At 70.4% G+C, this 18014-nt stretch carries 15 protein-coding genes; 8 read left to right on the top strand and 7 right to left on the bottom strand.

Annotated features, from left to right (window positions below; translation table 11 throughout):
• Positions 1-57 precede the first annotated feature (57 nt).
• The gene (locus tag P8A20_RS35080) at positions 58-1176 is read right to left on the bottom strand and encodes a SchA/CurD-like domain-containing protein (protein WP_306104956.1); all 1119 of its coding nucleotides are present in this window, start codon (positions 1174-1176) and stop codon (positions 58-60) included.
• 269 nt (positions 1177-1445) lie between these two features.
• Here P8A20_RS35080 and P8A20_RS35075 point away from each other — a divergent pair, with 269 nt between their 5' ends.
• Complete coding sequence (locus tag P8A20_RS35075; RefSeq protein WP_147960599.1) at positions 1446-3080, top strand: FAD-dependent oxidoreductase; 1635 nt, start codon at positions 1446-1448, stop codon at positions 3078-3080.
• 45 nt (positions 3081-3125) lie between these two features.
• Here the strand turns inward: P8A20_RS35075 and P8A20_RS35070 are convergent, their stop codons facing one another.
• On the bottom strand, positions 3126-4646 hold the full coding sequence (locus P8A20_RS35070; protein ID WP_306104955.1) for an alpha/beta fold hydrolase: 1521 nt from the start codon (positions 4644-4646) through the stop codon (positions 3126-3128).
• Positions 4647-4821: 175 nt separating this feature from the next.
• Here P8A20_RS35070 and P8A20_RS35065 point away from each other — a divergent pair, with 175 nt between their 5' ends.
• The 3 genes from P8A20_RS35065 (at position 4822) to paaK (ending at position 6534) form a co-directional block, all read left to right on the top strand.
• The gene (locus P8A20_RS35065) at positions 4822-4944 is read left to right on the top strand and encodes a DUF1348 family protein (protein ID WP_327380499.1); all 123 of its coding nucleotides are present in this window, start codon (positions 4822-4824) and stop codon (positions 4942-4944) included.
• 64 nt (positions 4945-5008) lie between these two features.
• The gene (locus tag P8A20_RS35060; protein WP_261988747.1) at positions 5009-5239 is read left to right on the top strand and encodes a hypothetical protein; all 231 of its coding nucleotides are present in this window, start codon (positions 5009-5011) and stop codon (positions 5237-5239) included.
• A gap of 5 nt (positions 5240-5244) precedes the next feature.
• Positions 5245-6534, top strand: a complete 1290-nt coding sequence (gene paaK / locus P8A20_RS35055; protein WP_147960601.1) for a phenylacetate--CoA ligase PaaK — start codon at positions 5245-5247, stop codon at positions 6532-6534.
• A 33-nt stretch (positions 6535-6567) separates the two neighbouring features.
• Here the strand turns inward: paaK and P8A20_RS35050 are convergent, their stop codons facing one another.
• The 4 genes from P8A20_RS35050 to P8A20_RS35035 all read right to left on the bottom strand — a co-directional run bounded on the left by P8A20_RS35050 (position 6568) and on the right by P8A20_RS35035 (position 10491).
• Complete coding sequence (locus P8A20_RS35050) at positions 6568-7458, bottom strand: class F sortase (protein WP_371606703.1); 891 nt, start codon at positions 7456-7458, stop codon at positions 6568-6570.
• An 86-nt stretch (positions 7459-7544) separates the two neighbouring features.
• Positions 7545-8045, bottom strand: coding sequence for a GVDTG sorting domain-containing protein (locus tag P8A20_RS35045; protein ID WP_306104954.1), 501 nt, complete (start codon positions 8043-8045; stop codon positions 7545-7547).
• Positions 8046-8344: 299 nt separating this feature from the next.
• Positions 8345-9901, bottom strand: a complete 1557-nt coding sequence (locus P8A20_RS35040; RefSeq protein ID WP_306104953.1) for an acyl-CoA synthetase — start codon at positions 9899-9901, stop codon at positions 8345-8347.
• 155 nt (positions 9902-10056) lie between these two features.
• Entirely contained in the window at positions 10057-10491 is a 435-nt protein-coding gene (locus P8A20_RS35035; protein ID WP_147960605.1) for a hypothetical protein, read from the bottom strand.
• 301 nt (positions 10492-10792) lie between these two features.
• Here P8A20_RS35035 and P8A20_RS35030 point away from each other — a divergent pair, with 301 nt between their 5' ends.
• The 3 genes from P8A20_RS35030 (at position 10793) to P8A20_RS35020 (ending at position 15231) form a co-directional block, all read left to right on the top strand.
• A complete protein-coding gene (locus P8A20_RS35030; protein WP_306104952.1) occupies positions 10793-12667 on the top strand; it encodes a serine hydrolase domain-containing protein in 1875 nt (624 codons plus the stop codon).
• Positions 12668-12694: 27 nt separating this feature from the next.
• Positions 12695-13339, top strand: coding sequence for an SIMPL domain-containing protein (locus P8A20_RS35025; RefSeq protein WP_306104951.1), 645 nt, complete (start codon positions 12695-12697; stop codon positions 13337-13339).
• 518 nt (positions 13340-13857) lie between these two features.
• Entirely contained in the window at positions 13858-15231 is a 1374-nt protein-coding gene (locus tag P8A20_RS35020) for a glycoside hydrolase family 10 protein (protein WP_306104950.1), read from the top strand.
• Positions 15232-15362: 131 nt separating this feature from the next.
• Here the strand turns inward: P8A20_RS35020 and P8A20_RS35015 are convergent, their stop codons facing one another.
• Positions 15363-16517: a LacI family DNA-binding transcriptional regulator gene (locus P8A20_RS35015; RefSeq protein ID WP_261988748.1), complete on the bottom strand. Its 1155-nt coding sequence runs from the start codon at positions 16515-16517 to the stop codon at positions 15363-15365.
• A 224-nt stretch (positions 16518-16741) separates the two neighbouring features.
• On the opposite strand from P8A20_RS35015, the gene P8A20_RS35010 reads away from it, so the two are divergent.
• The gene (locus P8A20_RS35010) at positions 16742-18010 is read left to right on the top strand and encodes an ABC transporter substrate-binding protein (protein ID WP_306104949.1); all 1269 of its coding nucleotides are present in this window, start codon (positions 16742-16744) and stop codon (positions 18008-18010) included.
• The last annotated feature ends 4 nt before the right edge of the window (positions 18011-18014 follow it).

Below are 18014 nucleotides of genomic sequence, written 5' to 3'. Positions count from 1 at the left end.
CCAGGCACGTTGTGCGGTGTGACGGCGGCAGGGGGTGGCCCCGCCGCCGGTGACGCATCAGGACTCGGTGGCCCGACGGTCGGTGATCAGGTTCATCTCGGCCTGCGCGAGGAAGCGCGCGGCCTCCTGGTCGGTCGTCGGCATGCCGTTCGCACCGCCGTCGAGCAGCCGGCCCAGCATGGCCGCCTTACGGGGGCCGCCGATGCCGAGGGCCTGCGTGGGCTGTGCGCCGAGCGGGCCTTTCACTTCGAGGAGCCGCACCACGACGTCGTCGCGCTGGAAGATCGTGCTGCTCTCGATGGGGCTCGAGGCGTCGTTCGCCGCCTCCTCGTCCTGACCGGCGAGCAGCCTGGCCAGTGCCATGCCGCAGCCTTCCTTGGCCTGGTAGAACAGCGAGTGCCGCTGGACGTCCTCGGGCGCGTGACGCCCTGCCTTCACGTGGTGGACGGTCGGGAGCGCGGCCCGGGTGAAGAACATCCGGGCGGAGTCGGGATCGCTGAGGTCGCGGTCCTGCTCCAGGTACGGGTTGATGGCCTCCTCGACGGCCCTGACCTCGGGCTGACGGGAGACGTGACGGAGTGCCGCCATGAGGTCCCCTTCGACCTCGACCGCGCGCACGACACGGTTTCCGTGCATGAAGAGCGAGGTGCGGCGCAACCGGGTGTTCTCGTCGACGCGGGCCTGCGGGGAGTCGTAGTCGGAGAGAAGCTTCGCGACCATCTCCTCCGTGCCCGGCTTCACCGTGAAGGTGAGGGCGTGCCGAACGACGCCGTCGCCGAGTCGCGGAGCGGCCTGCAGGCCGCCCTTGGACTTCTCCGAGGTGTTCTCGAAGGCCACGCCGGTCTCCCGGAGGACGCTGAAGCGAAGAGAGCGGGTGTCACGGACGCAGTTGTGCAGCGGCTGGACCGTCGCCACGTGCTCCTCGCTGTTCACCCAGGCGAGGAAGGGAGGCGCGCTCTCCCACTCGCTGGTGATGAGCCACTGCGAGGGGTTCTCGATGGACTGGCACAGCTGGTCGCTGATGTGCCCGGGGATCGAGGCGACCTGGTTGCGCATGTGCTCGTACGCTTCGAGGAACTCGTTCTGGGCACCGTCGTACAGGTCCATCATCAATATGACCCGGAGCCTCGATCCGTCGAAGGCCGACTGGGATATGCGTTCCGAGACGTTTGCCATCGTGCGCTCTCCTTCGGGACAGTGCGACGGCCACGTCCTGTGGCCGCTCGTCATCCGTCGTTTCGGTGGGAGCGGCGCAGTTCCTGCCCGTCGGCGTGAGGTCCGCCCCCGCATCGCGAGCATCGCTCCCGCGACTGATCGTGGAACGCTGGTACGGGCGGCGCGAGATTTATGAACCGTTCAGGTGAGGAGTCGTCGGAAGCCCGGCCGAGGACCCCCTGCGAGGGCATGGTCACTGCATCCGTCACGCGTCCGAGCTGGAGCAACAGATGAACGAGAACGCCGACCTCCGCGTACCGGTCCTCATCGTGGGCGGGTCCCTGGTGGGCCTGTCCACTTCCCTCTTCCTGAGCCGGCTCGGAGTCCGCCACCTGCTGGTCGAGAAGCACAGCAGCACCTCGACGCACCCTCGAGGACGCGGGAACAACGTCCGCACGATGGAGGTGTTCCGCACCGCGGGTGCGGAGCAGCTCATCCGTGACGCCGCGTCCGTACTGGCGGACAACCACGGGATCCTCCAGGCCGGGTCGCTCACCGGGGACGACCAGGAGTGGCTGTTCAAGGAGATCGACCCGGGCGGCGGGCTCGCCAGGTTCAGCCCGAGCGGCTGGTGCCTGTGCAGCCAGAACGACCTGGAGCCGGTGCTGGTGACCCATGCCCGGGCTCAGGGGAGCGAGCTGCGCTTCTCCACTGAGCTGCTGTCCTTCGAGCAGGACGCGGACGGGGTCACCGCCGTGGTGAAGGACCGGGAGACCGGGGAGCACACCACGGTGCGGGCCGACTACCTCGTGGCGGCCGACGGACCACGCAGCCCTGTACGGGAGCAGCTGGGTATCGGCCAGACGGGTCCGGGCGACCTCTTCCACAACGTGAGCATCACGTTCCGCTCGCGCCGGCTCGCCTCCGTGGTGGGCGACCGGCGTTTCATCGTCTGCTATCTGACCAACCCGGAGGCGGACGGGGCGCTGCTGCCGGTGGACAACGTGGAGCGCTGGGTCTTCCACGCCCCGTGGCAGCCCGACCGGGGCGAGACCTTGGAGGACTTCACCGACGAGCGGTGCGCCGAGCACATCCGCAAGGCGGTGGGAGCGCCCGACCTGGACGTCGAGATCACGGGTAAGGCTCCGTGGCACGCGGCCGAGCGGGTCGCCGAACGGTACGGCTCCGGCCGGGTCTTCCTGGCGGGCGACTCGGCGCACGAGATGTCACCCACCGGGGCGTTCGGCTCCAACACGGGTATCCAGGACGCGCACAACCTGGCGTGGAAACTGGCGGCTGTGCTCGACGAGGCGGCGGGTCCGGGACTGCTCCGCACGTACGAGGCGGAGCGGCTGCCGGTGGCACGGGCCACGAGCGCGCGCGCCTCGGCCCGTTCGAGCGAGCACAGCCACCCGGGGTACGCCGGCTCGCCGGGCCCGGGCAACGGCCGCAAGGGCGGCATGCTCACGGTCGCGCTCGGGTACCGCTATGCGCGGGGCGCCGTTCTCGGCGCCGACCCGGACCTCCCGGTGGTTCCCGAGGGCATGGGTCTGACGGGCGAACCCGGCACGCGAGCACCTCACATGTGGCTCGGCCGGGCCGGCGGGCGTGTGTCGACCCTGGACCTCTACGAGAAGTCGTTCGTGCTGCTGTGCGACGCCCGGTATCAGGAGTGGCGTCCGGCGGCGGAGCAGGTGGCGAAGCGCCTCTCGGTCCCCCTGCAGGCCTTCGGGATCGGTTCCGCGCCGGGTGCGGACCTGGAGTCCGAGGACGGGGCGGACTGGGCCGCTTCCCACGGCACGTCGGCCGAGGGCGCCGTTCTGGTGCGCCCCGACGGATTCGTGGCCTGGCGCTCCGAGAGCGCTGCGGCGGACCCGGAGGCGACGTTGTACGAGGTCATGATGACCCTGCTCCACCGCGACTGACGAGACGGCTGCGCGCGGCGGGCCCTGTGGGGCCCGCCGTGCCCGTCAGCCGGTCCCGAACGCCCTGAGGGCGGCGAGGAACGCCGTCGGGTTGTCGGTGTGCACGAGGTGACCGGCGTCGACGGAGGTGAACCGCCCTCCGGGTATCTGCCGGGCCGTCCACTCCAGCTGGCCTTGGTCGATGTGGCTGCGGGATCCTCCGACGACGAGCGTGGGGGCTGTGATCTCACCCAGGCGCTCCCGTGCCTCCGGGTCCGGGTCGTTGAGCTGGGCGTCGATGGACGGCACGACCTGCCAGTCGAAGCCAGGCTCCTCCGACGGCCGCTCGGCCGGCGGGCGGGGCGGGTCGAGCGGGAGCAGGAGCGGCGCGTCCTCGATGACCAGTGCCCCGATCAGTGCCGGGTACCTCTGGGCGAGCAGGAGTGCCGCCACGCCGCCCATGGAGTGTCCGATCACTGTGGCACCGGAGAGGTTGCGGGCCTCCAGGAAGGCGTGCAGGTCGTCGCGGAAGAACTCGAAGGAGTAGCGGCCCGGCCAGTCGCTGAGGCCGTGTCCCCGGAAGTCGAGGGCGTACACCCGGTGACGGGCCGCGAGCTGTTCGGCGATGCCTGTCCAGTCCAGGCTGCTCCCGCCCCTTCCGTGCGCGAGCACGACGGGCGGGGCGGAGGGATCGCCCCAGGTGCGGTGGGCGAGGCGGATACCTCCGGCCTGGACGCTGCTGACGCCGGGGTCGAGGAAGGCGGCGACCGCGCGGGCGAAGTCACCGGGGCCGTCCATCCACGGGAAGTGGCCGGCGCCGCGCTGCACGACGAACTCCGCGTGCGGGAAGAGCGCGGCGAGTTCGGCCGCGCGGTCGGGGGTGGGGCCACCGTCGTACTCCCCCGCGAGGACGAGCACGGGCACCGGCAGTGCCCGGAGTACGGCAACGGCGGCCGCGGTGTCCAGGCCGCTCTCGGGATAGTAGAGCGAGCCTGCCACGGCGTTCCGCTGCGCGGGGGATTCCGCGGCGTGCGCCTGGGCGGCGGCGTCCCAGCGGCCGTACATGAACGGCCTGATGCCGGCCCAGACCTCGGGGGTGGCACGTCCGGCCTGGATCTCGTCGAGCGCGGCCCTGGCCTCGGCGTACCAGGGTTCGTGGGCGCGCAGCGCTGCGGCATCGCGCCGGTCCTGGTCGGTGGCGGGGAGGCCCAGGGTGCCCGCCGCAGGGGTGACGAGCGTGAGGGAGCGCAGCCGCTGCGGGTACTTCGCCGCGTAGAGCGCCGCGAGTTCCCCGGCGGCGGAGTGGCCGAGCAGGTCGGCCTGTTCGAGGCCGAGGTGCACGCGGAGCGCCTCGACGTCGTCGACGAGGCGGTCGATCGCGTAGGTCGAGGTGTCCTCGGGGACAGCTGATTCCCCGGTGCCCCGCAGGTCGAACAGTACGAGCTGCCGTACCCGGGACAGGCCGCCGAGGTCGCCGAAGTAGCGGGCGGCCCGCATGGGGCCGCCCGGCAGGCAGATCAGAGGTTCTCCCTCGCCCACCAGGTGGTAGGCGAGTTCGGTTCCGTCGTACGTGCTGAAGATCGGCATGGTTGTCATCCAAACAGGCCGGACGGCCCGTGGCGGGTGCGTACGCCCACAGCGAATCAGGTGACCGTGCTGTCTGCCAGGGGCCGGGCGGCCGCCCGGCCCGCCGGCTCAGGCGTTCCGGAGACGGCCGCGGTGACCGTCGCGCCCTCGGCGAGGAGCACGTGGGCGGGAGCGGATTCCTCCGGCTGTCCTTCTGACCCGCAAGTGGGCCCGTGAGCTGGACCACCGCCTGGTCGAGGGACTGTGGGCGCACGACGACAGCCGGATCGACGTGCGCTCCGCCTACCGAGTGGCGTGACGACACGGGCCGCAGGTAGCGGTTCTACGGCAACGAGAACTGGGAATCCGACGGCGGCGGGCTCATGCGGGTACGTCACGCGTCGATCGACGACGTACCGGTCGAGGGGACCGGCCGCCTGTACCACCGCCCGGCGCGACGGCGGCCGGACCACCACCCCGGGCTCACCGAGCCGGGCCTCTCACCAGGAGTTGTCCACAGGCCAGGCCTTCCCCCTTGCCAGAACCCCCCGGCTCCTGAATTACTGCTCCCAGGAGGCGACCGAATGGTCGGTCGCCGGTCGTCGAGGGGATGATCCGTATGACCGCGCTGCTGGACGCCGGCGAGCGGCTCGGCCGCGACGAGCTCGAGTCCCTGCAGCTTGAGCGGCTCCGGGCCACACTGCGGCACGCCTACGAGAACGTCGGGTTCTACCGTGCGGCCTTCGACAAGGCGGGGCTGCGCCCCGAAGACTGCCGGACGCTCGCCGATCTCTCCCGCTTCCCGTTCACCGTCAAGTCCGATCTGCGCGACAACTACCCGTTCGGGATGTTCGCCGTTCCCGAGGACCGGGTGCGGCGCATCCACGCCTCCAGCGGCACGACCGGCCGGCCCACGGTCGTCGGGTACACCGAGCGTGACCTGGACACCTGGGCGGACGTAGTCGCCCGGTCGATCAGGGCGGCGGGCGGACGGGCGGGCCACAAGGTCCATGTGGCGTACGGCTACGGCCTGTTCACCGGGGGCCTCGGCGCTCACTACGGAGCGGAACGCCTCGGCTGCACCGTCATTCCCGCGTCCGGGGGCATGACGGCGCGCCAGGTGCAGCTGATCCAGGACTTCCGTCCCGAGATCATCATGATCACGCCCTCGTACATGCTGACCCTGCTGGACGAATTCGAACGCCAGGGGGTCGATCCCCGCACGACGTCGCTGAAGGTCGGCATCTTCGGCGCGGAGCCGTGGACGGAGCAGATGCGCGCCGAGATCGAGGAGCGGTTCGCCATCGACGCGGTCGACATATACGGGCTCTCGGAGGTGATGGGCCCCGGGGTCGCTCAGGAGTGCGTCGAGACCAAGGACGGCCTGCACATCTGGGAGGACCACTTCTACCCGGAGGTCGTCGACCCGTTCACCGGCGAGGTCCTGCCGGACGGCGAGGAGGGTGAGCTGGTGTTCACCTCGCTCACCAAAGAGGCCATGCCGGTGATCCGCTACCGGACCCGGGACCTGACACGGCTCCTGCCCGGTACGGCCCGTACCTTCCGGCGGATGGAGAAGGTCACCGGACGCAGTGACGACATGGTGATCCTGCGCGGGGTGAACCTCTTCCCCACCCAGATCGAGGAGATCGTGCTGCGGACTCCGGGGGTGGCCCCGCACTTCCAGCTGAGGCTGACCCGGGAGGGACGGCTCGACGCGCTGACCGTCCGGGCGGAGGCGCGGGCCGGTGCGACGACGACCGAGCGCGAGGCCGCCGCCCTGTCCATCGCGGCAGCGGTCAAGGACGGGGTCGGGGTGAGCGTCGGGGTCGAGATCGTCGACCCGGAGACACTGGAGCGGTCGGTCGGGAAGATCAGGAGGATCGTCGACCTGCGGAAGGACGGCTGAGGCACCGGCAGGACTCCGGGCGGGCCGGAATGATCAGCGAGCGGCGGTCATGGCGGCGAAGACCACGACGTTGTCCTGATATCCCGTCTTCCTGTCGTAGTCGCCCCCGCAGGTGATCACCCGGAGTTCGGGACGGGGCGAGGGGCCGTAGACCTTTCGGTCCGGAAATGCCTTCTTGCCGTAGACCTCGACGGCGTAGACCGTGAACACGGCGGTGCGCCCGTCAGCCCGGACGATCTCGACGGTGGCGCCCTTGCGCACGGCCCCCAGCCGGTGGAAGACACCGGGGCCGAGGCGGGTGTCCACGTGCCCGGCCGTGACGGCGGTGCCCACCGCGCCGGGGACCGTCCCTCCGGCGTACCAGCCGGCGAGTACGGGGTTGTTGTCGGGGGGCGGCTCCAGGGCCCCGGCCGCGTTCAGGGCGAGCTTCGTCATCGGTGCGTCCACCTTGAGCGCAGGGATCCGCAGCCGGAGTGGGGTGGAGGGCGCGAGCGGACGCACGGTGGGGTGCGGGGCCGCGGCGCTGCGGCCGGGTACCGGACTCGCGAGGGCGCTGCCGGCCGATCCGTCCGCACGAGGGCCGGCCGGTGCCGGGCCCGTCGGCAGGGGGCGCAGAGGAGCCGGACGGACCGGTGGCAGCCACAGGGGTGCCGGTGCCGCGGAGGACCGGCTGACGTAGGCGGGGGGCCCGGGCACCGGACGTCCACGGGCCAGGTAGGCGAGCGCACGCGCGGGCTCCACGGGGCGGGCGGTGGGCCCTGTCGGGGTTACGGGAGCGGCGGCCTCGGCGGGCGGTTGCGGGGGCGGCCGTCCCTCACGCGTTCCGCTGATCACCAGTGCCGTGCCGGCGACCAGCGCCCAGACGAGGTGTCTGACCGCCGGGAACGGCTGGGCCGACGTGCTGGTCGTGCGCCCGGTGTCCATCGTGTGTGCCTCTGCTTCGCAGCGGTTGGGGTCGGTGGGTCCGCGGGCTGGAGCGGCACTCCGGCCCGCGGACAGGACTCGTACGGTCAGGTGCGGGTCTCGGCGGTCCGGCGGCGCAGCCTGACCACTCCCCCGGCCGCCGCTGCCGCGAGCAGGACGCTGCCTGCGGCGAGCTGCGTGCCGTGGTCGGCGGGCGCCCCGAAGCCGGCGTCGACGCCACCGCTGGGAGCGCGCTCGACGATCCGGTAGGTGTCCGTGATCTTGATCCGCGGCGGGCACTTCACCGTGACGGTGTCGATGCCGGGCCGCGTCCCCGCGGGGATGTCGAACACCCCGACGAGTACGCCGTCCCGGTCGCCGGCGAAGAGGTGGAAGGCCCCTCCTGCCACCGATGTGCCCTTGCCGTAGGTCTCCTTGCCGCAGGCTCTGGTACTGACGGTGACCTGTGAGCCGGGCGAGGCCTTCGCCGGACTGATGTGAATGGTCTGTTCACCGGACGGGCCGGCCGCCGCTGCGGCTACCGGGGCAGCCAGAGCGAGAGAGCCTACGGCCAGACAGATACCCGCGCCGATGCGTGTGTTGCGCATGTGGTTCCTCCAACGGGAGCAGGGTCCGGCCGTCTGCGCGGCACCTCTGCTGTGCTCCGTCCCCGAGGCAACCGACAGTCCGTCACCGGTGCAACACGGGGCTCCACCCCACTCGTCACCCGGCCAGGCTCAAGACTGCGCAGAGCGGCGGTCGTTCACGCAGGTCACCCGAGCAGGGAGGGGAAACCGAGGAGGAATTGCACCCAGGACTGCGAACGGGGTACGCCGGCCGAGGCCGCCTCACACCGCCGACCGCGGGAGACGGACCGCGGCTGCGGCACCCCGGGACGTGGCACCGGTCAGGCCGGCCGCGGAGCAGCCGGGTCGTCGGGGTCCCCTGCCGTGCCGGATCCGGAGTCGGCGAACCTGTCGCGCAGCTCCCGCTTGAGGATCTTGCCGCTGGCGTTGCGTGGGAGCTCGCCGACGAACAGGACCCGCTTCGGGGCCTTGAAGTGGGCCAGCTCCGCCCGGGCGTGCTCGATGAGCTCCGCCTCCGAGGCCTCGCCCCGGAGTACGACGACCGCGGTGACGGCCTCGACCCAGCGCGCGTCGGGCAGTCCGACCACGGCCGCCTCGGCCACCGCGGGGTGGGTGTAGAGGGCATCCTCCACCTGGCGGGAGGCGACGAGGACACCGCCCGAGTTGATGACGTCCTTCACGCGGTCGACGACGGTGAAGTAGCCCTCCGTGTCGCGTACGGCTAGGTCACCGGAGTGGAACCAGCCGTCGCGGAACGCCTCGTCGGTCTCCTCCGGCTTGTCCCAGTAGCCCTGGCACAGTTGCGGGGAGCGGTAGACGACTTCACCGGCCGTGCCGTCCGGCACTTCCTTGCCGTGCTCATCGACCACCTTGGCGTCGACGAAGAGCACGGGCCGGCCGCAGGAGTCCATCCGCCCCTCGTGCTCGTCCGGGCCGAGCACCGTGGCGAGGGGACCGATCTCGCTCTGGCCGAAGCAGTTGTAGAACGCCAGCTCCGGGAGCCGCTCACGCAGACGTTCCAGAACGGGCACGGGCATGATCGACGCACCGTAGTACGCCTTGCGCAGCGCGGACAGCTCACGGTCGGCGAACTCCGGGTGGTTGGCGAGACCGATCCAGACGGTCGGCGGCGCGAAGAGGCTGTCCGCCTGCCCGGCTTCGACGAGGTCGAAGATCCGTCCGGCGTCCGGGGCGTCGAGGATGGTGTTCTCGGCGCCCACCGCGAGGTACGGCAGCAGGAACACGTGCATCTGCGCCGAGTGGTAGAGGGGCAGCGAGTGCACCGGCAGGTCGGTGGCCCGCAGGTCGAGGGCCGTGACCGCGCTGACGTACTCGTGGACCAGCGCGCCGTGCGTCATCATCGCGCCCTTGGGCTGGGCGGTGGTGCCGGAGGTGTAGAGCAGTTGGACCAGATCACCGGCATCCGGCTCCCGCTCGGGCGTGAAGGGCCGTGGGGTACCGAGTTCACCGAGGAGGGAGTCCGGTGCGTCGCGCAGCGGCCGGACGGCATGGCCGGCGGGGACGCGCGGCGCGAGGACCGGGTCGGTGAGGACGAGTGCGCTGCCGGACTGGCGGAGGATGTACGCCAGGTCCTCGCCGGTGAGGTTCTGGTTGACCGGCACATGGACCAGTCCGGCCCGGGCGCAGGCCAGGTAGGCGATGAGGTACGCGTCGGAGTTGTGGGCGTAGGAGGCGACCCGGTCACCGGGGCGCAGTCCGTGTGCGGTGGTCAGCACGGCGGCCGCGGTACTGACCGCTTCGTCCAGGGCCGCGTAGGTCCAGGACCGCTCGGCGTACCGTACGGCGGTGCGTCCGGGGGTACGCCGTGCGCTGCGCGTCACGACTCCGTCTACTGTGCTGCTCCGTACACCTGTCATGGCGTGATCCTGTGCGGCGGGTGGTCACGGGTCAAGGGCCCGGAACACCTGTGTCGGGACACCCTGCCCGGCCGGCGGGTCCGGCGGTCCGCGCTGGGGGCCGGCCCGTCGAGCCTGTTCGGGCACCTGGTCCGTCGCTGTGCCGGAACGTCCCCCTACGCGACCCAGCAGTAGACCTCCTGACCCTGGCGTCGGGCGCTGCGGGCGAGCACAGCCAGATCACCGAGGATCACGGATGCGATGTCCGTACCGATGACCTCTCCGTCCGCCGCGCGCTGCGAGGACCACGCGACAGCGGCATCCTCCAACTCGGATCCTCCGGCCTCGGCGAGCGCTGCGGCCAGGCCGGGCGAGATCGCGAAGACGAGACACCCGTCGTCGTCCTGGCCGGCGACGGGACGAGGCTCACCGGCGTCGACGAGATCGTCGAAGCTGCCACCGGCAAGAAGACACTGCCACTCGACAACGGCTTCCTCGGGGTCGAAGTTGCCGAAGGAGACAGACTCGAATGCGCGCCGCGGACCGGTCCGAAGGGCCAGAGCCGCTGACGCGTCGTCCGGAGCCGTGAAGAACTCGACGATGACGCTCATCCGGGCATCATGCCGGACCGCGCACGACGGTGACCGCCCGGCTCGGGGCGATCCCCGGCGCCCTGCCACAGGCACGGGCCGGTTCCACTCGGCAGTCGTCATCAGCCCGACGTGACCGCCGGACAGCTGCCGTCCGGCGAAGAAATAACTGACGAGTCGTCAATTTCTTTGTGTCACCAGGGGCCCCACGGGCGGCTGCGGTGACAGTAACCTCTCCTTCGGCAGGAAGTTTCATCACCGTACGAAGTTTCGAAAGTTATTTTCGCGCAGGCGCTTTCGACGTGAGGGGAAGGGATTCCGGATGGCCGGTGACGTGTCGGAACGGGGAATGAGCCGTCGGGGGCTGAGCGGCGGGATACTGGCGCTGGGCGGAGCACTCGCCCTCGCGCCGATCCCCTTCGCGGGGGCCGCCGGAGCGGCGGCCGGCGTCGAGCGGGGTACGGGGTCGCCGGGCGGCGGAGCTCCGGGCGCGGCATCGGGAACCGGGACGGGTATGGGACCAGGGCGGGGCGGACCGACACTGCGTCGCGGACCGGCCGAACGTGCCGGGCTGCTGCCGGACCAGCTCGACCTGCTCGTCGCCGACGCGGAGAAGTACCTCGCCGACTCCCCCGCTCACCCCTGGTACGCGGGCGCCGTCCTGCTCGCGGGGCGGGGCGGCACGGTGGCTCTGCACCGGCCGATCGGGCAGGCGGTGCGCTACGCGTCGTACGACGAGACGACCGACTCGGGGGTCGAACTTCCACCGGACCAGCAGATCGCGATGGCCGAGGACACCGTCTTCGACCTGGCCTCGGTGTCCAAGCTGTTCACCTCGATCCTCGCCGTGCAGCAGATCGAGCGGGGCACGCTGGAGCTGGAGGCGCCGGTCGTCTCGTACCTCCCCGAGTTCGGCGGGGGCGGCAAGCAGGACGTCACGGTACGTCAGCTGCTCACCCACACGTCCGGTTTCCGGTCCTGGATCCCGCTCTACAAGGAGCCGACCCGTGAGGGGAAGCTGCGGCTGCTCTGGGGCGAGGTCCCGGCCTCGGCTCCCGGCACGAAGTACCTCTACTCCGACCTCAACCTGATCTCGCTGCAGCTGATCCTGGAGAAGATCACCGGCCGCACCCAGGACGCCCTGCTCCGCGAGGAGATCACCGCTCCGCTCGGGATGCGCCGCACCCGGTACAACCCGCCCGCCTCGTGGAAGCCGAAGATCGCGGCGACCGAGGACGCCCGGCTGCCCTGGTCGGGGCTGGAGCGGGGGCTGGTCTGGGGTGAGGTCCACGACGAGAACGCGTACAGCCTGGGCGGGGTGGCCGGCCACGCGGGTGTCTTCTCGTGTGCCTGGGATCTGGCCGTGCTGGCCCGGACACTGCTCAACGGGGGCGTCTACGGCAGGTCCCGGATCCTGTCCGAGGAGTCCGTGGAACTCCTGTTCACCGACTTCAACACCGCGTTCCCCGGCGATGAGCACGGGCTGGGCTTCGAGCTCTACCAGCACTGGTACATGGGGGCGATGGCCACACCGCGCACGGCGGGACACACGGGCTTCACCGGCACGAGCCTGGTCCTCGACCCGACGACCGACTCGTTCCTGATCGTGCTGGGCAACTCCGTCCATCCGGTGCGCACCTGGCGTTCGGGCAGTGCTCCGCGAGTCGCGGCGGCCAACCGGATGGCACGCGCGGTACCGGTCCGCCCGGCCCGGGGGCGCACCGCCTGGTTCTCCGGCATGGCGAACGCCACCACCGCGACACTCGCGCTGCCCGCACTCCGCCCGGCCGCCGCTCGCACGACCTTCACCTGCGCCCTCTGGTGGGACACCGAGCCGGCTTCGGACGTACTCCGGCTGGAGGCCTCGTCGGACTCCGGGGCGACATGGCAGCCCGTCGCCTTCACCTCCGCGCCGGAACAGGAGGGCCGGCCCGGGGCGCCACTGCCGCATCCGGACGGCTCGGTCTCCGGCTGGTCCGGGCGCGTGTGGCACCGGATCGAGGCCGATCTGCACATCTGGCGGGGCAAGGAGGTCCGGCTCCGATGGCGGTACGCCACCGATCAGTTGTACGTCGGGCGCGGTGCCTACGTGGACGACGTCCGGGTCCAGGACGGCGGGAGGACACTCTTCGACGGCAACAGGGCCGGCGACGCCGGGCGCATCGAGGCGACGGGCTGGACCGTTTCCCCCGATTGAGCGGATCCGGCTGGTTGGATGACCGGCATGAACGGAACCCAGTCCATAGACAGCCCGTGGGGCGTGTCGGTGTTCGGAGCGGCGAGTGTGCATGCCGCGCCCGACCTGGCACGCCTCCGCGTCGCGATATCCCAGACGAAGAACAAGCCGGGCGAGGCGTTCGCCGCCACCCGGACCGGGGTGAACCGGATCCGGGAGGTACTGCGCGGGCACGGGGTGCCGGAGACCGCCGTGTCCACATCGAGGCTGAACCTGTCGTCCCAGTGGAGCTACGGCAACGACCGCACGTTCCTGGGTTACGAGTGCACCGCGTCCTTCGTGATCGAACTGCGTGAGCTGGACATCCTGGAGACGGTACTCGTCGACGTCGTGGACGCCGGGGCCAACGAGGTGAAGGGCGTCGAGTTCGACGTGCGCACGAAGAGGGAACTGCGCGCCCGTGCCCGTACGGCGGCCGTGGCCGCGGCCCGGGAGAAGGCCGCCCTGTACGCGGAGGCGGCCGGGGTGCACCTCGGACCCGTGATCCATATCAAGGATGTCGACGCCGAACAGATGCAGAGCTACCGCAGCCACAGCAGTCACCACAGCGGTGGCGGTGAAGGCGACCTCACGCCCGGCAGGGTGACGGTCTCCGCCGGGGTGGTCCTCGGCCTCTCGCTCATCGGCGGCTGAGGTCGCGCACGCCGCGGCTGGACAGGCCGGGCGACTGGCGGAGTGACGGGCAGCTTGACAGGCGGCGCGGACCTCTGCGGCGGTCCGCGCCCTCCCGTCCGAAGGGTGCCTGGCCGCCCCCGGAACAGGGCCTCGACAGACCCGTCCGGAGCGTTTCGAAACTTTCGCCCAGCCAATCGGTCCGACCTCGCCACGACCAAGCCTTGCCACGGGAGCCCTCGGAGATCCGGCCCGGAATGCCTGGGCACAATCATCGCTTCATCAGGCAATATGGGTAACTGGCCTCAAATGAGCGGCAGTTGGCTCGGAAATATTTCGGAAACACCGCGTTGACGCGACTTCCCGCTGAGCGCATACTCTCCCTCACTCCCCTTGTTCCACAGCTCGTCCTCCCGTCGGCAGGTACGCCCTCCCGGTGCGTCCGCCGAGCGCTGCACAGCACCTCGAACGGTCCGAATCCCCCGCACGGGCGCCTCGTTCGAACCGCCCGGCAACCGGAAGAAGAGGCTGGAATCGTGATGGCCCAGAATCCCCCGGGCGGCCGCGCCCGCCCGCGTCCGCAGACCCGCACCCGACGCGCTCTGTCCCTCGTCACCGCGGGTGTCCTCGCCGCGGCAGGTGTCGTGGCACTCGCGGGCAACGCGCAGGCGGTCGGCGCCCTCGGTGACGCCGCGGCAGCCAAGGGTCGCTACTTCGGCACGGCTGTCGCCGCGAACCACCTCGGTGAAGCGGCGTACGCATCCACACTGGACGCCCAGTTCGACTCGGTCACACCCGAGAACGAGATGAAATGGGACGCGGTCGAGAGCTCCCGCGGCTCGTTCAGCTTCTCGGCGGCGGACCAGATCGTCAGCCACGCGCAGAGCAGGGGCATGAAGGTCAGGGGCCACACCCTCGTGTGGCACTCCCAGCTCCCCGACTGGGTGAGTGGTCTGGCCGCCACCGACCTCCGCTCGGCGATGAACAACCACGTCACCCAGGTGATGACCCACTACAAGGGCAAGATCCATTCCTGGGACGTGGTGAACGAGGCCTTCCAGGACGGAAGCAGCGGGGCGCGGCGCAGCTCCCCGTTCCAGGACAAGCTCGGCAACGGCTTCATCGAGGAGGCGTTCCGGACCGCTCGTACGGTCGATGCAGACGCCAAGCTCTGCTACAACGACTACAACACCGACGGTCGGAACGCGAAGAGCAACGCGGTCTACGACATGGTGAAGGACTTCAGGCAGCGCGGTGTCCCCATCGACTGCGTGGGGTTCCAGTCGCACTTCAACAGCAACTCGCCCGTCCCCTCAGACTTCCAGGCCAATCTGCAGCGGTTCGCCGATCTCGGTGTCGACGTGCAGATCACCGAACTGGACATCGAGGGTTCGGGTACGGCCCAGGCGGCGAACTACACCAAGGTGGTCGACGCCTGCCTGGCGGTCACCCGGTGCACGGGCATCACCGTCTGGGGCGTCACGGACAAGTACTCGTGGCGCAGCAGCGGCACCCCGCTGCTCTTCGACGGTGACTACAACAAGAAGCCGGCCTACGACGCGGTGCTCGCCGCGCTCGGCGGTTCCGACGGCGGCGGGGACGGAGGCGGAACCGGCGCCTGCACGGCGACGTACACCCAGACCTCGACATGGAACGGTGGGTACAACGGCCAGGTGACCGTCAAGGCCGGCAGTTCCGGCATCACCGGATGGGCGGTTCCGGTGACCGTTCCGTCGCCCCAGAAGGTCTCCGCCGTCTGGAACGGCACACCCGCCACGGCGGGCGACGTGATGACGGTCAGGCATTCCTGGAACGGCACCCTGGCTGCCGGCGCCTCGACCACCTTCGGATTCACCGTCCAGACGAACGGCAGTACGTCGGCACCCGTCGTGGGCGTCTGCACCGCTTCCTGAACCACCCGCACGGTTCCCTCCGCCCGGAATGACCCGGTCGGTACCCGGCGGAGTCCGCAGGTCACCGGCCCGCCCCTGCCCGGCGCCCCGCCCCGTCGTCCTGAACGGCGGGGCGGGGCGTCGCCCGTCCGTCAGTCGTCGGAGCGGCGCCCGGCTCCCGTCGCGGCGAGCGCCGGGGCCGCGGACGTGGCCGGCACGGTGGCAGCGGCGGGCACGGAAGCCCCCGCCGGAATCGAGGCCGCCCCCGGAACGGGGGCCGTCGATTCGCGCACCACGAGCCGGGGCCTGATCAGCAGGGAGCGCCCGGCCGCGGGGGCGGAGTCGATCCGGGCGCGCAGCTGCTGGAACGTCTCCGCGGCCATCTCCGGGAGCGGCTGGCGGACCGTGGTCAGTGGTGGCTCGAAGAGGTCGGCGAGCAGGATGTCGTCGAAGCCGACCACCGAGACGTCCCGGCCCGCGCCGCGTCCCGCGTCCCTGGCGCCCCGGCAGATCCCGATCGCGCACATGTCGTTGATCGCGACGAAGCCGGTGGGCGGGTCCGGCCGGGAGAGCAGCTCCCTGGCCGCGTTCCGGCCGAGTTCGGCCGCGTCCTTGTCCCCGAACTCGGTGGTGTCCGCTCCGGGCCAGACGATCGCCCCGGCGGGATCGAGTCCCGCCGCCTCCAGGGCCGAACGGAAGCCACGCAGCCGCTCGCGGCGGTTCACGCTGTGCACGGAGCCGGAGACGAAGGCCAGTTTCCGGTGGCCCAGTTCGATCAGGTGCCGGGTGGCCAGCTCCGCCCCCATCGCGTTGTCCACACTGATGCTGGCCAGCGACGACGGGTCGCCCGCCTGTGCGGTCCGGTCGAAGGCGACCATCTTGAGTCCCCGGCTCAGCAGCGGTGTCATGTGGTCGAGCGAGGGGAGCGAGGAGCACAGAACCACCCCGCTCACCCCGTCGGCGAGCAGCTCCTCGCCGTACTTCAGCTCGCGGGCGGGATCGCGCTCGCTGTTGCAGAGCAGTACGTGGTACCCCTCGGCCAGCGCGATGGCCTCCAGCTCCCTGGCCAGCGCTCCCCAGAAGGGGTTGGCGACGGAGGGCACGATCAGGCCTATGACCTTGATCCGTCCGGTGCGCAGCATGCGCGCCGCCCGGTTGGGCCGGTAGTTGAGCTGCTCGATCGCCTGCTCCACCCGGGCAAGGGTGGCCGCCTGCATACGGTCGGTACGCCCGTTGAGGACGTTGGAGACCGTGCTCGCGGAGACCCCTGCGGCCTCCGCGACCTGATGGATCGTTACCCCGCTCATGCCACCTCCGGTTCGGAACGCACTGCCGAGGTTAGTGTACCGATTTACTGAACACACTCCACCGGTACACCCGTTAACGTCCCTGAAAAATATTGTGCATCAGCTGTTGACGCCACTCTCAAGCCGTTCTTAGCATCACTGCATCGATTTACCAGCACTTCCCAGCCATGTCCGGGACGCAACTGCTGGATCGATCCACCGCTCCACCTCAAAAGGGGTGTCCCATGGAACTCAACAGACGGTCCGTGCTCGCCGCGATCGGCGCGGGCACTGCCACGGCCGCTCTCGCCGGCTGTGGTGGCGGCGCGTCGTCCGCCGGCTCGGCCGACGGCCCCGCCGAGGGCGAGATCACTCTGCTCACCCCGATCTACGAGGGTGCGAACGGCAAGACGCTGCTCGAGCAGGAGATCCTCGGCGGGTTCCGGAAGAAGTATCCGGACGTCAAGGTGAACGTGGACTACACCACGTATGCACAGCTCAACGAGAAGATCACCACCGGTCTCGCGGGCGGGCTGCTGCCCGACGTCCTGATGATGGGCGTCGGCTGGATCCCCCCGTTCGCGGCGAAGAAGGCGATAGCCAAGCTCCCGGAGGAGCTAGCCACCGCGCACGACTACGAGAAGCGGGTGCTGGAGCCGTCGCGCTACGACGGCAAGCTCTATGCCCTGCCCGTCGTCCTCGACACCCGCATCGTCGTGTACCGCAAGGATCACTTCGCGGAGGCCGGGATCAGGAAGACCCCGGCCAACTGGGCGGAGCTGCGGGCCGTCGCGAAGCAGCTGACCAGGAACGGCCGCGTCGGCTTCGACCCGTTCTCCATCGAGCTGCGCCAGTGCTGGGAGACCTTCCTCTTCGCCAACGGCGGTCAGCTGTTCAGCTCGGACGGCAAGAAGGTGCTGTTCACGGACGCACGCGGCGTCGAGGCCCTGCAGTTCTTCAAGGACCTGGTGAAGGACGGCTCGGCGGACTACTCGAAGAAGACGGACATCGGCACGCCGTCGAACGTACAGACGGGCAAGGCATCGATGATGATGACGAGCAGTGCCCTGTGGGTCCAGACCAAGGAGCAGAACCCGGAGCTGATCGAGGGCGACAAGCTCGGTGCGTTCGTCCTGGCCAACCGCAGGCCCGCGATGCTCCAGGGCGGCACGCTCGTCACCCAGGCGGCGCGTTCCAAGCACCCCGCCGCCGCCCGTGCGCTCGTCGAGTACCTCGCGTCTCCCGAGTCGGTCCTCGGCGCGGCCGAGCAGCGCGGCTCGGTGCCCGGGCTCCGCGACCTCGAAGACACGGGATACGTCAAGGAGAACCAGTTCGTCGATCTCTCCCTCCAGAACCTCGAGCATGCCGTCTCCGAGGGCGGCACGGCGGCCTGGATGGAGATCCGGGAAAAGATCAAGCCGACGCTGGAGCCCGCGATCGTCGGAGATCAGTCCGCGAAGGACGCCATCGCGGAGCTCGGCCGTCTCGCCGAGGCCGCCATCGGCCGGATGTGAGGAC

Source organism: Streptomyces sp. Alt3, assembly GCF_030719215.1.
GTDB classification, from domain to species: domain Bacteria; phylum Actinomycetota; class Actinomycetes; order Streptomycetales; family Streptomycetaceae; genus Streptomyces; species Streptomyces glycanivorans.
This window is presented reverse-complemented; position numbering and strand designations above follow the sequence as displayed.